A 15,534-nucleotide genomic window follows, 5' to 3' on the forward strand; every position below is an offset into this window, starting at 1 on the left:
TCATGAAAATTAACTGGGGAACAGGAATCGTAATCGCTTTTGGTTTATTTATATCCTTCATTTTGTATTTTGTTTTTACGGTACAATCCGATTCAAAATATGACAATGAGCTGGTTGTTGAAGAATATTACAAGCATGATGCCCATTTTGGAGATGAAATGGCTCGAATTCAAAATGTAGAAGATTTGGTTCAAAAGCCAACAATAAACATTGTCTCAAATGGAGTTGAAATAGCATTCCCAAAAGTATTTGTTCCAATAAATATTAAAGGTAAAGTGTCCCTTTACAGACCGTCTAACAAAAAATTAGATTTTGAAATTCCAATTTCACTATCTGATGCTACTACTTTGCTCATACCTAAAAAAAGTTTGGCAGGCGGTCGATGGGACATTAATATGGAATGGCAATACGATGGAAAATCGTATTTGTCTAAAGAAACAATTTATATCAATTAGTCTTAAAGTCAAAAGTCTTAAAGTCAATTTATAGGATTTAAGACTTTTAATTTTATGACATTAGACTAAAAAAATGCTTTATACTGCCTTCATTTTCGGTTTAATAAGTAGTTTTCACTGCATTGGAATGTGTGGTCCTATTGCTATGATGTTGCCCGTCGACAGAACGAATCAGACCAGAAAAGCAACTCAAATCATGACCTATCATTTGGGAAGATTAACGGCTTACGCGACAATAGGCTTTGTTTTTGGACTGCTTGGAAAAGGTTTTTTTATGGCAGGTTTGCAACAAAACTTATCCATATTCATTGGTGTAGCTATGATTATAGTTGTTTTGATTCCAGAGAGAATTTTTGCTAAATATAATTTTTCAAAACCGGTTTTTAAATTAATTTCTAAAATCAAAACGGCTTTAGGAAGTCAGTTTAGAAATAAGAGTTATAAATCCCTATTCACTATTGGTTTACTAAATGGCTTTTTGCCTTGCGGAATGGTTTATGTTGCTTTGTTTGGCGCCATTGCCATGCAAAGTGAAAGTCTTGGTGTTTTGTATATGATTTTATTCGGATTAGGAACCGTTCCTATGATGAGCAGCGTCGTGTATATCAACTCATTTCTTACAATTCCTATTCGAAACCGAATTCAGAAAGCGATTCCTTATGTAGCGGTATGCATTGGTTGTTTATTTATTTTAAGAGGATTGGGATTGGGAATTCCTTATATTTCTCCATCCAATATGAGTTTGTTTATTCAAGCCGATCCAAATTGTCACTAATTTTATAATAGTTTAGCATAGAAAAAGCACGCTGATGGCGTGCTTTTTTATTTTGTAAGATTGAGAAACATTAGATTGTCATCGAAAATAATTCGGTTTCCGGCGCTTTTCTTTTCAAGCGTAAATCGAATGCCATACAAATATTACGAACATAAGGTTTCCCTTTTTCAGTAACGGCAATTCCATTGTCTTTAATTATCAGTAATCCGTCATTTTCCATTTCTTTCAACTGAAATATAACGTCTGGAATTTCATTGAAATAACCCTCTTTGGTTTCCCAGGAAGTTTCAAATTGGCACATTAAATTCAGAATGTGTTTTCTGATAATGAGGTCTTCATCAGTCAATAAATGTCCTCTGAAAACCGGCAATTTATTCCATTCTAATATTTGATAATAATCTTCCAAATTTTTAACATTCTGAGCAAAACTAAACCAACTGTCACTGATGGAAGAAACTCCCAAACCAATCATTAATTGTGTTTTTGAAGAACTGTAGCCCATGAAATTGCGGTGTAATGTTCCGTTTTGAAAAGCCTCATGTAAACTGTCTGTTTTCAACGCAAAATGATCCATTCCTATTTCATGATATCCGTTCTCATACAATAATTTTTTACCGGTTTCATAAAGCATTCTCTTTTTATCATCTTTTGGAATGTCTTCGTCGTTAAAACCGCGTTGTCCATTGCCTTTAATCCAAGGAACGTGCGCGTAACTATAAAATGCCAATCGGTCGGGTTGTAATGATTTTGTTTTTTCAATCGTATCAATAATATCTTCTATTTCCTGAAAAGGCAATCCAAAAATAATATCGTGACCTATGGAAGTATACCCAATTTCTCTGGCCCAAAATGTAACTTTTGCCACATTATGAAAAGGCTGCAAACGGTGAATTGCTTTTTGTACTTTCTCGGAATAATCCTGAACGCCAAAACTCACTCTTCTAAAGCCTAAATCATAAAGCTTTTGCAAATGTTCGTGAGTTGTATTATTTGGATGACCTTCAAAACTAAACTCGTGATCTTTGGCTTTTTTGGCATGAACAAAAATACCATTTATTAAATCCTCTAAATTCTTAGTAGAGAAAAATGTAGGAGTTCCACCACCCAAATGAATCTCTTTTATAGTTGGTTTTTCTCCAAGAATTTTACAATATAAGGTCCATTCTTTCAAAACTGCTTCTATGTACGGATTTTCAACGCTGTGATTTTTGGTAATACGCTTGTTACAGCCACAAAAAGTGCATAAGCTTTCGCAAAAAGGCAAATGGATATATAAACTGATGCCTTCCGAAGAATTACTTTCTATAAATGATTTTTTTAGCGTTTCGGCCCAAATCTCATTTGAAAAATCAGTTTCATCCCAATAGGGAACCGTTGGATAACTAGTGTATCTGGGACCTGGAACATTATATTTTTGAATTAAAGAATTTTTCATAGCGAAGTCATTTAACATTAATCAAAAGTATGACGACTCCTTAAATATTAAAATGATAATTATCATATTGAAAAACCTTTTGCAAAAGAAAGAGGCTTAAAAGCCTCTTTTATTCAACAAATTAACTACTTAAACGGTGATGCAATTCTGAATCATTTTAGTCCATTTTTTGGCTAGTTGATGATCTTCATATAAACAAACTTGACCAATTTGATCATTCTCAATTTTGTAAAATGGTATAAACTCTGTTTTTTTGCCATCTTTGTATTGAAATTCAAATTCAATTTTTAGAATCGTATCAGTGTTATTCTCCGTTGTTGGAATCAGTTTGCAGGATTGAACTGTATTTAAATCTACAAAAGAGACAACTTCCTCCTTTGCATTAAAATTCATTAAAAGAAACCCTTTGTTTTTTTCGTCTAATGCCAAGACTTTTTTATTTTGTGTTTCTGTTATTTCAAAATTAAAATGATTGTTTTGACTGAACTTATTTTTTATGGCTTTAATTTTTGCTTTGTTGATTGAAGTTGACCTCATGGAATAGAATAGAGGAATTGCAATTATTAAAGTTAGTATAAGGCCAATTATTGTTACGGATGTATCCATTTTTTTATTTTTTTGTAAAGCATGATAAGTTGAACTGAAAACCAAAAGGAATCAATTCAAAAGGGAAGATAAGTTGTGTAATCAGTGCTTCAAATCACCAAAAAAAATGGAAAGGAAAGAGTAAAAGCGAAACCATCTCACATCTATTGATGTCTTGTTTCGCAAAACGAATAAAGAATGTACTAATTTTAAAATCCGGAATTGCAATCAGAAAATTTTCTAAATATTTTGCAATGGTGTAATCAGGAGTTTTATGATAAGAAGTAAATGTATTACTTACTTGAGGCTGTATAAAATCTGAAGAATGAATGCTGTTCGCAGAAAATGAAGAATTTGACTTTTCTATTTTAATGGTTTGAACAGGAACTTCATTTGCATTAAAAGCAAATAACAGAGCTATTAAAAGTCCAATAAAAATGATAGTTTTCCGAATCCAATTCATTTTGCTAATTTAAAATTTAGAAGTGATTTTATGAAATTTTATCTAATAAATGTAAGTTAAAATTTAAATTGCAAAACTGATATCCATAAAAAAAACCTCGAACATGAATAGTTCGAGGTTTTTGATTATCAATAATTGCTGAAATTTATTCTATTTTCAAATTTCTCAATTGTTTTAGTTTTTCTTTCCAAACATCAAGACTTTCTTTATGAATAGCAATATTTTTTCGAACTTCTAATACAATAGAATTTTCTTTTTTAGCATTTCTGGTATTGGTAAAAAACTGAATATTGTTCTCTAATTGAAAAATTTCATTCTGAACTTCATCAATTTTACGCATTAAGAAAATCTTTTCGTTATCCAGTTTGCGAATATCATGACTTTCAGATAAATGATCCATTCTATTGGCGAAACGCATCATGTCAGTATCTTTTTTACTCAAACTCAATTTTTCAAAAAGGGCATCCAGAATTTTATTGAATTTTCCTTCAATATGTCTTCTTGGGAAAGGCACTTTTCCAAAGTTTTTCCAAGTTTCAATATGCAATTTAATAGCGTCTAAATCCGTTTTGTGATCTCCAGTCAATTGGAATTCTCTCAACGTTTCTAAGTAGGCTTTTTTATTATCAAAAGCTTCTACTTCTTCACCATTTTCCTCATTTTTTTGTTCTTTTAATTTGTCAAAATAATGGTTACAGGCATCTTTAAATTCTTTCCAGATTTTATCCGAATATTTTCTTGGTACATGTCCTATCTGTTTCCACTCATCCTGAATTTTTTTCATGATAGGCGTAGTAGTTGCAAAATCTAGGCTTTCTTGAAGTTCTTTGGCTTTGGCAACAAGAGCCGTTTTCTTGTTTAAATTCTCGTTTTGATCTTTCTTAATATCTTTGTAAAATGAATTTTTAAAAGAATTAAAATTTCTGACGGCTGTTTTAAAACTAGCCCAAGTTTCCTCATTTACTTCCGATGGTACTTTTCCTGCAGAAAAGAAAGCAGTTCGCAACGCTTCCACTTTTTCTATTTGAGCCAGCCATTGTGAGTGAGCATTGACTTTTTCTGTAGCCAGAACTTCAATTTTGGCAATAATTTCTTTTTTCTTTTCTAAGTTTTCAAGTTCTGTACCTCTTTGATTTTCGAACAAAACCTCACGTTTGTCATGCATTTGTTTAGTCAAATCACTAAATTTATTCCAAATGTCATCACGATGTTCTCTGGAAACCGGGCCAATATCCTCTTTCCAGATTCTGTGCAAGTCTTGTAATTCTCTGAATGCCTTATTAATGTCAGCCTCATTCACCAATTCTTCAACACGAGCTACAATTTTTTGTTTTTGCTCTAAATTATGTTTGAAATCTAAATCTCTGGCCTCTCTGTCTAAATGCAGATAATCATAGAAATTCTCTACATGAAAATGGAAATTGTTCCAAACATGATTGTATTTATCTTTTGGGATTGGTCCTGCATTTTTCCATCGTTCTCTTAAATCATTAAAATGTTTTAAAGTGTCTTTGATGTTTGCCTGAGGATTAATCAGTTCCTTTAACTCTTCAACAATCGCCAAACGGTTTTCTAAATTTGTTTTCAGATTCGTTTGTAGACTCTTGAAATGGGTGTTTTTAGTATCTCTAAACTGAGAATAATATTTATCAAAATTAGTTTTAAGTGGAGAATGATATTGAAATTCTTCGTTTGGATCTTGATTTTCTGCTAGAAATTCCTCTTTTTTCTCTTCAAGAAGGTGGTTGTATTTCGCTAAAAATGCTTTTTTGATTTCCTCAATATGATCCTTAAACGACATTACTTTTTCATTAGAAACTAAAGCTTTCAGTTCCTCCACAAGATCTTCCAGAGACAATGCATCATAATCCTGCATCGGGATCTCATGGCGCTCTTTCAGCGTTTCATCTTCACTTTCTTCTGCATTTGTTTCCGCTATGGCATCAAGCGCAGTTTGATTTTTTGTTTCGGAAACGGTTTCTTCCGGAGAAGGTATTACAACATTATCTTCTGCGGGAAAATAGGTTGGTTCTATTGGTTCAATAACTGCCGCAGTGTCTGTAGTAGTAGCTACTGAATTGTTTTCTAAATTTCCATCTGCTTCGTTTTCATGACGAGACAGGTTATCATTCTTTTCTTCTAACATTTTTTCAATGTGTAAGGTTTCTAAATCTATTCAACACGAAAGGTACTAAAGCAGTATGAAACTACAAAATAAAAGGCTTTATTTATAGTCATTTTATGTTAAAAAAAAATTCATTTTGAAGCAATTTCCTGCTGTCCGCTGTATCTTTTTTGTCTCTGAAAAACGAGACAAAAAAGGATGCCGCTGCCATCAGGGCTAGGGTTTTATCGGTTTTATTGTGAGTTTTTCTCCGAATTTAATTTTTATTAATGCAAAACACCACTCAAAGACAGTGGTGTTTTGTAATTATATAAATACAACTAAATATAGAATTGTATTTTTATTATTTATTCCAAATTTTCCAAGCTTTTTCCGCTTGAAAAACAAGCATATCCAAGCCATTTTTGATTTGCGCGCCTTGTTGTTTTGCTTTTTTAAGGAATTGCGTTTCAGCGGGATTATAAATTAAATCATAAGCAATGTGCTTATCCGTGAAAAATTCGTACGGGATTAATGGGAACGCATCTACGTCAGGGCTTGTTCCTACTGGAGTAGCGTTTATGATGATTTGGTAATTATCAAATGTTGTCGCGTTGATTCGGTCGTAATCAATTCCATTTTCTTTGGCTTCTCTCGAAACAAAAGTGTAGGGAATGTTTAGTTCGTCCAAAGCAAAAGCCACTCCTTTTGAAGCGCCTCCAGTTCCTAAAATCAAAGCTTTTTTGTGGTGCGGTTGCAATAGTGGTTCTAATGATTTTTTGAAACCATAATAATCTGTATTGTAGCCTTTTAATTTCCCTTTTTTGGTAATTATAATGGTATTTACAGCACCAATTATTTCCGCTTTTTTTGATAATTTATCTAGAAACGGAATTACTGCTTCCTTGTACGGAATAGTAACATTCAATCCTTTTAAATCTGAAGTGTTTTTAATTATTTCCGAAAAAGCGTTTATTTCAGGAATATCGAAATTTTCATAGGTACAACCGGCAAAGTTTTCACTATTAAATTTGTCGGTAAAATATCCTTTAGAAAAAGAATAACTAATGTTGCGTCCTAATAATCCAAAGCGTTTTCTAACTGTATCAACCATTATTGTTTTTTATGTTTTGCAATATAATTCTGCACCATTTTTTTTGCCCAAACTACCGGAAATAGATCTTCTAAAAGGATATAATTGTCAAAATTCAATCGTAAGGCATTGCTTAAATGGAACTTTGCTTTTGTATTATCCGTTAGCATAAAATACAATCCTGCCAAACGGTATTCAACTTCATTTTCTTCTGGAAAATATTCTGAAGCTTGTAATAACGTTTGAATTGCACTTTCAAATTCACCTAAAAATTGCAAAATATCAACCCAAAATAACCAAGTGTCTAGTCCGGTATCACCAAATTCCACTGCTTTTCGGTAACCAAATTCAGCTTCTTCAAAGAAATTCATTTGTTTATTAATGGTTGCAAAACGTTTCCAATACAAACGATTTTGGTTGTCAATAGCTAATGCTTTGTTGACATAAAATAACGCTTTTTGGTGATTTTTTTGACGAACGTAAAAGTCAGTTATGGCAATCCAGCCTTTATCTAAAAGTGGATCTTCATGCACGGTTTGATTGAAATATTTTAATGCTAAAGCTTTGTTTCCTAATCTTTCATAACATTTCCCCATTCGAAGTAAAGCATACGAAGTCGCATCATCTAATTCAATGGTTCTGCTGTAGCTTTCTATGGCTTCATCGTATTTTTTTAAACGTTCATACGCTTTTGCTTTTTCCATGAAAGCGCCAAGGAATTCATCATCAATTAAAGTGGCATAATCAAAGGCACGAATCGCATTTTCATATTCTTTAACGCCATAGTGTAAACGTCCCAGTTGATGCCAGGCAATTTCACTGTATGGGTTTTTGTCAATGTATTTTTTTAAATAGGTAATCGCTTCTTGGTTTTGATCTAAAAACTCAAAACAATACACCACATTGTACAATGCGGACTGGTCTTCCAAATCTTCTTCTAAACACTTGATAAAGCTTTCTTTTGCCATTTCAAGATTGTCCATAAAAAGATATTCCATGCCTATTAAATTATAGACATCGGCATAATCATCGGTGTATTTTAACGCTATTTTTAATAATTCAACTGCCTTTTCGTGTTGGTCTCTTTTGGAGCAGATATTGGCTTTTTGAATGTAAATTTCTTCATTGGTTGGTTCAATGGCGTACAACTCATTCAATAGCTTTTCGGCTAATTCGAGTTTGTCATCATAGACTAACATTTCCACTTGAACTAGTTTTAGTCCGGTAGATTTTGGGTGTTGTTCCAATGCCAGTTTCAGTGCTTTTTTTGCCAAAGCGGCCTTACCCATATCGAGATAATGAAGAATAATTTCTTCAAATTCTTCGGAGTCAAAAAAGAGCACTTTGTTGGTTTTCAACATGGACTCAAATTTAGACAGGGATAAGTTATAGTCTTCTTCTTCGTTGCTTAATTGCATACTGTGTGTTTTTAATTTGGCCTAAATAAATTTAGGTAATCGTGCTTGTACTGTGAGGGAAAGTTAGAATTGTTGTGAACAATTTAATTAACAAAAAAAGCTTTGGTTTAATACTGATGCCATAGCCCTGATAAGAGTGGAAATCCTTTTACTTTTTTTCTTTAAAAAGTAAAAGATTGCAACGGATAGCAGGAAATAGCTCCCAATTGCGATATTTTTAACTATTAATTCTTGTTCAAAATTCCATCCATTACTTCAAGTATGATGCTGCAACCTTCTCGTATTTCTTCTTTAGAAATGGTAAGAGGAGGCGTGATTCTTATGGCGCATCCTTCAAATAGTAACCAGAATAAAATAAGTCCTTTATCTTGACATTTAAGAATCACTTCGTTTGTTATGTCGGCACTTTTTGTCATTGCGGCCAGCATCAATCCTTTTCCTCTTATTTCTTCTATCAAAGGATGTACCAAAAGTGATCGCAATAGCTTTTCTTTCTCCATCGCTTCGGCCATGAGATTGGTCTCAGTTATTTCCTGCAAAGTCGCTAAGCAGGCTGACGCAATGACAGGGTGACCTCCAAAAGTGGTGATATGACCCAGTTTTGGATCATGACTCAATAATTCCATCATTGCCGATGAAGCTGTAAAAGCGCCTACTGGCATGCCGCCGCCCATTCCTTTTCCCATAACCACGATATCAGGAACTACATCATAATTCTGAAATCCAAAAAGTTTTCCTGTTCTACCGAAGCCAGGTTGGATTTCATCCAGAATCATCATTGCACCAACTTCGGTGCAGCGCTCGCGCACTTTTTTAAGGAAATCATTGTGTGGCTGAATAAATCCGGCGCCGCCTTGAATGGTTTCTAGAATAATTCCTGCTGTTTTATTCGTTATTTTTTGTAAATCTTCTTCGTTGTTGAACGTGATAAAATCAACATCAGGAATCAACGGACGAAAAATTTGTTTGCGCTCTTCAAATCCCATGACGCTCATAGAACCCATAGTATTGCCATGATACGCATTATGACACGAAATCAACTGGCTTCTTCCGGTGGTTCTTCTGGCGAGTTTTAAGGCGCCTTCAATAGCTTCTGTACCTGAATTGACTAAATATGTGGTGTCTAAAGGAGCGGGCAGGAGCGAGGCTAACAATTTGCAATATTCTACAGCCGGGCTTTGTGAATATTCGCCATAAACCATGACGTGAGAATATTTGTCTAACTGATCTTTAATGGCTTGATTGACTCTTGGGTGTTGGTGTCCCAAGGCACAAGCCGAAACTCCAGCTACAAAATCCAAATATCTCTTAGAATTAGTATCGTAAATGTAAGAACCTACTGCATGTGAAACTTCCATGCCCAATGGATAGGGAGAGGTTTGCGCTTGGTATTTTAAGAAATCTGTATTCAATTTTTTAGAAATTTAACCGCAAAGTTCACGAGGTTTTTCGCAAAGTTCACGAAGTTTTTTTAAGGTATTTTTTTTAATCGGATATCCCGAAAGCTGTTGTCCGTAAGTTGAGACTGAAAACTACTCCCGAGGCTTCGGAATGAAAACCGAATACTATTTTTTCACTTTCTTCTTATCGTAATTCAGCGTTTCTTTCCGGATTTTCATAGGAATATCCTCTTTGGCTTCAGCTGTTTTGGTAGCTTTTGCTATTTTGTCGTTGTCTTCATTTTCTTCAGGTGGAAAAATATCATCCTTCGATTTTATTCGTTCATCGCCACGCCAGACCAGTCCTCGCAGTTTTCTGGCATTTTCGGGTAAATCCTTTTCAGGAAAAATGTCACCATCTATTTGTTGAAAAAATGTGATAGTTTCTACCTCATTATCTTCAATAATAAGATTGATTTTGCTGCTTTTATTTTTGTTGATACCTATAAGCTCCTGCGCTTCGTTCCGCATGTAATAGATAACTTCGGCATTTTTTACAATATCAACATCATGAAGTTTTCCCTCCTGAAACTTACCATAGAGATCTTGTCCCTTGACTTGATTATAGCCAGTTCCTATCGTGTCTTTGGAGACGATGAATGTATTATTGAGTACTTTGAGTGAATCTAGTTTTTGAGTTGTGTTATTTCCTATTAGATGCATAACATCGCCAGTAATTTGATTTTCTGCATTCCAAAGTATCGGATTTCCAATCATTTTTGTCAAGGCTGTTTTAGAACTAGAATGAATCGAATCGCATTTTCCACTCATGTCCGTTTTGAAAAATCGGACATTATTGAACGCTCGGATAATTCTATTTCCCTCTTTTCCGGTAACCATTAATTTTTTTCCATGGATGTAAACAGAGTCATTTTCGACAAAATTCACGGCAACGGCTCTTTTGGTTACGTACATCGAATCTAGTTTTTTATACACTTCGGCATAATGTCCCTTTACAATTCCGCGATTGATAGAATCCGTTATTTTTACATTGCGGGTTGCTGATGCAAATTCCCGGTTTCGGTCGTAATACAAACTGTCGCCTTTAATTACCCGATCATCGTATCTGATGTAGGATTTATTAAGGAAATGCGCCAGATTTTTTTTGGTATCATAAAAGCCTTTTTCGGTATAAATATAATTGGCTTTGCTGGTAATTGTTGAAGGTCCAAAAAGATACGAGTGACCTGAATTACTGAAATAATCCAAGTGATTTGATTTAATTACATACGTTGGATTTGTGATAGTAACCGCAGTAAGGAACTGGAATTTTTTCTGTTTTACGTAGTATCTTCCTGAATTACTTTTTAACGTGTTCTCTTTATTGGTAATTGTCCCTGGCGTATCGTAAAATACTTCTTGAATATTTCGGTCAAAATTAATTATTTCCGTAGTCAAAGTTGATTCTGGAGAACTCATTACGGCATCTCCGGAAGCATACGCTTTTTTTACATTTCCGTTGTATTCCGCATATTTACTATTCAAAAATAAAGTGTCTCCTTGCACCATTTGAACATTTCCAAAAGCCTTTATGTAGTTTTCCTTTTGGAAATAATATGCCTTGTTACAAGTCATTACCACACCGTCATGATTGACACGTACGTTTCCGATAAGTAATAATGCATCAGGAATTTCTACTTGATTTACATCGGCAAAATCAGAGTTTTCTACAATAATTTTTTTTGGGGCTTGCGCCAAAACCAAATTAGTAACAAGCATTAGCAAACAATAACGAAGGAAAAACAGTGATTTCTTCAATGGATTTAATTTTTGTCAAATTTATGAAAAAGGAAACAATCCTAATCCATATTAGGATTTATTTATAATTAGTCAAATGGGCAGCTAAAGCTAAAATTTTTCCTTTTTAAAGTTATCAACAAATGTCGCAACTCCTACGTTGTAGTGTCTGCTTTTGAAAACAGAATTATTTAATTTCAAACGATATAGACTTGTTTTATTGAAAAAATATTAAATTTAAAAATTGATATTCATTTTGTTATTAAATAATTGAAATCAGCATAAATAATTTTATAAGATGAAAAAAACAACTATTGTTGTCAGTATAAGCGTAGTGCTTTTGGCTGCAGCCTGTAAAACGAAAGATCTAAAAATGAACGCAGAACAGAACGAGAAAGCCTCTAATAAAAAAGAAGTTGTATATCAGGTTTTTACCCGATTATTCGGAAATAAAAATACCACTAACAAACCTTGGGGAACCATTGAGGAAAATGGAGTAGGCAAGTTCAATGATTTTACGGAAACAGCTTTGCAGGAAATCAAGGATTTGGGAGTTACTTATGTTTGGTACACCGGAGTTCCGCATCATGCTGTGATTCGGGATTATTCCGCTATCGGGATTTCTAATGATGATCCGGAAGTGGTAAAAGGACGAGCAGGTTCTCCTTATGCCGTAAAAGATTATTACAATGTAAATCCAGATTTGGCCGTAAATCCCGCGAATCGTTTACAAGAATTTGAAGCTTTGATTGCCCGAACACACAAAGCGGGTTTAAAAGTGATTATCGATATTGTTCCCAATCACATTGCGCGCAAATATGAAGGCAAGAGCAATCCGGATGGCGTTAGGGATTTTGGTGCTGATGATGATACAACTGTTGAATATAAAAGAGACAATAACTTCTATTATATTCCAAATACACGCTTTGAAATCCCAGATACGGATAAACCGCTAAATGGAGAAAAGAATCCATTGATTGATGGAAAATTTGAAGAAAGTCCAGCAAAATGGACTGGGAACGGATCCCGTTTGGCGAAACCTGATAAAAACGACTGGTATGAAACGATAAAAGTAAATTACGGTATTCGTCCGGATGGCTCCAAAGATTTTCCGGAACTTCCGGATGGTTTTGATAACAAATCATATCAGGAACATTTCGATTTTTGGAAAGGAAAAGACGTTCCAGATTCTTGGGATAAATTCAAAGACATTGCGTTGTATTGGACTGCAAAAGGAGTGGATGGTTTTCGATTTGACATGGCCGAAATGGTTCCGTATGAATTTTGGAGTTACATGAATTCAGCCATTAAAGTGAATAATCCGGATGCTTTTTTATTAGCCGAAGTTTACAATCCTAAAGAATATAGAAATTATATTCATTTGGGTAAAATGGATTATTTGTATGATAAAGTAGAAACCTATGATAAATTGAAAGATATCATTCAAGGAAAATCATTACCTGATGGATTATCAGACATACAAAACGGAATGGCAGATATTGAGCATCACATGTTGCATTTTCTGGATAATCATGATGAACAGCGTTTGGCAAGTCCTGAATTTGCGGGAACGCCACAAAAAGGTAAGCCTTTGATGGTGGTTTCTACAACTATAAGCACTTCGCCTACGATGGTTTATTTTGGTCAGGAAGTAGGTGAGGCTGGGAATGAAAATGCAGGCTTTGGAACTCATTCTAGAACTTCAATTTTTGATTATATCGGAGTTCCTAGTCATCAGCGCTGGATGAACGACGGTAAATTTGATGGAGGTCAGTTATCGCAGGATGAAAAAGAGTTGCGTGATTTTTATAAAAAATTATTGAATTTCTCTCTGAATAGTTCGGCTTTGATGGGGGAATATCAAGAACTTCAAACATTGAATCGCCAAACAACTCAAGGTTACGATCCGGGGATTTATGCTTTCATACGCTGGTCTGATACTCAAAAATTAATAGTTGTCACTAATTTTTCTTGGATTACCACCAGCAATTTCGAATTAAAAATCCCTTCAAATATCATTCAAAAATGGAATTTGAAAGATGGTAATTATACAGTAACGGATCAATTGTATCATAAAAATTCTATTCAGCTACAGGTTTTGAATGGTGAAGGAAAAGCACAAATTACAATCGCTCCATCGGAATCGTTTATTTTTCAATTGTAAAAAAATCAATAACTAAATTTTAAACTCTATTTAATGACTAAAAAAATCACAATTTGTTTACTGTTTTTAGTATTCATGCCATCATTTGCACAAACTGATTTTACCCCAAATTGGAGTAAAGGAGTAGTGTGGTATCAAATATTCCCGGATCGGTTTCATAACGGGGACCCTTCAAATGACCCAAAAGTAGAAGATCAAGATGGCGCGTATCCTTTTGATAGTACTTCTGATTTTCAAATTCATCCGTGGACGAGCGATTGGTACGAATTGCAACCTTACGAAAAGAAAAACGGAAAAGATATTTATTACAATCTTCAACGCAGACGTTACGGTGGAGATTTGCAGGGAGTAATTGATAAAATGGATTATTTGCAATCATTGGGCATTAATGCTATTTACATGAACCCAATTTTCTGGGCGCCATCTTCCCATAAATATGATGCATTGTGTTATCACCATGTTGATCCATCATTTGGACCTGATCCGGAAGGCGATAAAAAAATGATAATGAACGAAGATCCTTTAAATCCTGAAAAATGGGTTTGGACAAAGGCGGATTTATTGGCTCTTAAACTTATTGATGAAGTTCATAAACGTAAAATGTTCATTATTTTTGATGGGGTTTTCAACCATTTAGGAGTGAATAGTTTTGCTTTTCGAGATGTGGAGGAAAAACAGGAAAAGTCAGCTTACAAAGATTGGTTCATGGTCGACAGTTGGAGAGATGCTGCCAAAGGCACTAAATTTGAATACCAAGGTTGGTTTGGTGTAAAAACCTTACCAGAGTTCAAAGAGGATGAGAACGGAATAGTATCCGGTCCTAAAAAATATATTTTTGATGCGACCAAGCGTTGGATGAATCCAATGAATAAAGGTGCTCAATACGGAATTGATGGTTGGCGATTGGATGTAGCGTATTGCATTGCACATCCTTTCTGGAAAGATTGGCGAAATGAAGTAAAATCAATTAATAGCGAAGCGTATCTGACAGCTGAATTAGTTGATCCTATTGATAAAACAAAACCATATTTAAGCGGAGATGAATTTGATGCTACGATGAATTATAATTTTTCTTTTCTGGTGCATGATTTTTTTGTGCAAGATGCAAAAGGGATTTCTGTTACCCAATTTGATACTCAATTGAAGGAATTGCGTGAAGGATTTGGAGAAGGTGTTGCACATAATATGCAGAATTTAGTGGGAAGCCACGATGCCACAAGAATTGGTAGCGCGGTAGCAAATCCTGACGGGAAAAAATTTAGCGATTGGGGAGCCTACTTTAATTGGAGCCAGAAAAGTAATAATATCGATTATAATGCTCGAAAACCAACAGATAAACAATTGGAAAAGCAAAAATTAATTGCGGCATTTCAAATGTTATATTTGGGATCACCTATGATTTATTATGGGGATGAAACCGGTATGTGGGGAAGTAACGACCCGGATTGTCGTAAACCTATGGTATGGAATGACAAAAATTATAATGCAGAAATATTAAATCCTGATCAAAGTAAACATGAGGAGGATAAAGTGGACTTCAATACTTATTTATTTAATTGGTATAAAAAATTCATTGCTTTACGCAATCAATATGAGGCAATCAGGATTGGGAATTACACAACGATTGAAACTAATGATGCCGAAAAGACATATGCTTTTAGCCGTAAACTTGGCAATCAAGAGGTGATTGTAATCATTAATAGAAGTGATAAAAACATTCATTTCACCAACCCAATTCTTAAAAAAGGAAAATTCAGAGATGTTTTTACTAAAAAAGTAATGAAAAAGCTGATAATAAAACCAATGGATGTTGTGGTATTGAGCAATACCATTTTGAAATAACCTGAAATATTTAGATAAAACTCA

The 15,534-nt window shown here is 34.2% G+C and carries 12 protein-coding genes; 4 read left to right on the forward strand and 8 right to left on the reverse strand.

The genetic code is table 11. The features are described 5' to 3' along the window. Nucleotides 1-2: 2 nt before the first annotated feature. Both BMX64_RS05380 and BMX64_RS05385 read left to right on the forward strand, forming a co-directional pair. The gene (locus BMX64_RS05380) at nt 3-455 is read left to right on the forward strand and encodes a FixH family protein (protein WP_091166907.1); all 453 of its coding nucleotides are present in this window, start codon (nt 3-5) and stop codon (nt 453-455) included. 73 nt (nt 456-528) lie between these two features. After that, a complete protein-coding gene (locus tag BMX64_RS05385) occupies nt 529-1,230 on the forward strand; it encodes a sulfite exporter TauE/SafE family protein (protein ID WP_091166911.1) in 702 nt (233 codons plus the stop codon). A 70-nt stretch (nt 1,231-1,300) separates the two neighbouring features. On the opposite strand, the gene hemN is transcribed toward BMX64_RS05385, so the two are convergent. The 8 genes from hemN to BMX64_RS05425 form a co-directional block, all read right to left on the reverse strand. After that, nucleotides 1,301-2,665: an oxygen-independent coproporphyrinogen III oxidase gene (hemN, locus tag BMX64_RS05390; RefSeq protein ID WP_091166914.1), complete on the reverse strand. Its 1,365-nt coding sequence runs from the start codon at nt 2,663-2,665 to the stop codon at nt 1,301-1,303. Between the two features lie 129 nt (nt 2,666-2,794). Further along, on the reverse strand, nt 2,795-3,271 hold the full coding sequence (locus BMX64_RS05395; RefSeq protein ID WP_091169003.1) for a hypothetical protein: 477 nt from the start codon (nt 3,269-3,271) through the stop codon (nt 2,795-2,797). Nucleotides 3,272-3,365: 94 nt separating this feature from the next. After that, nucleotides 3,366-3,713, reverse strand: a complete 348-nt coding sequence (locus BMX64_RS05400) for a hypothetical protein (protein ID WP_091166917.1) — start codon at nt 3,711-3,713, stop codon at nt 3,366-3,368. 145 nt (nt 3,714-3,858) lie between these two features. Further along, nucleotides 3,859-5,859: a DUF349 domain-containing protein gene (locus BMX64_RS05405; protein ID WP_208858958.1), complete on the reverse strand. Its 2,001-nt coding sequence runs from the start codon at nt 5,857-5,859 to the stop codon at nt 3,859-3,861. A 322-nt stretch (nt 5,860-6,181) separates the two neighbouring features. Further along, a complete protein-coding gene (locus BMX64_RS05410) occupies nt 6,182-6,931 on the reverse strand; it encodes a shikimate dehydrogenase family protein (RefSeq protein WP_091166921.1) in 750 nt (249 codons plus the stop codon). Next, on the reverse strand, nt 6,931-8,328 hold the full coding sequence (locus BMX64_RS05415; RefSeq protein WP_091166923.1) for a tetratricopeptide repeat protein: 1,398 nt from the start codon (nt 8,326-8,328) through the stop codon (nt 6,931-6,933). Before BMX64_RS05415 ends, BMX64_RS05410 begins: the two co-directional genes overlap by 1 nt. 224 nt (nt 8,329-8,552) lie before the next feature. Further along, nucleotides 8,553-9,740 carry an aspartate aminotransferase family protein gene (locus BMX64_RS05420; RefSeq protein WP_091166925.1) on the reverse strand — a complete coding sequence of 396 codons (1,188 nt, stop codon included), beginning with the start codon at nt 9,738-9,740 and terminating at the stop codon, nt 8,553-8,555. 153 nt (nt 9,741-9,893) lie between these two features. After that, nucleotides 9,894-11,486 carry an OstA-like protein gene (locus BMX64_RS05425; protein WP_091166927.1) on the reverse strand — a complete coding sequence of 531 codons (1,593 nt, stop codon included), beginning with the start codon at nt 11,484-11,486 and terminating at the stop codon, nt 9,894-9,896. 316 nt (nt 11,487-11,802) lie between these two features. Here BMX64_RS05425 and BMX64_RS05430 point away from each other — a divergent pair, with 316 nt between their 5' ends. Beyond that, nucleotides 11,803-13,668, forward strand: coding sequence for an alpha-amylase family protein (locus BMX64_RS05430; protein WP_091166928.1), 1,866 nt, complete (start codon nt 11,803-11,805; stop codon nt 13,666-13,668). A 33-nt stretch (nt 13,669-13,701) separates the two neighbouring features. Next, nucleotides 13,702-15,510 carry a glycoside hydrolase family 13 protein gene (locus tag BMX64_RS05435; protein WP_208858959.1) on the forward strand — a complete coding sequence of 603 codons (1,809 nt, stop codon included), beginning with the start codon at nt 13,702-13,704 and terminating at the stop codon, nt 15,508-15,510. Nucleotides 15,511-15,534: the final 24 nt, after the last annotated feature.

It is taken from the genome of Flavobacterium sinopsychrotolerans (assembly GCF_900110375.1).
Classification (GTDB): domain Bacteria; phylum Bacteroidota; class Bacteroidia; order Flavobacteriales; family Flavobacteriaceae; genus Flavobacterium; species Flavobacterium sinopsychrotolerans.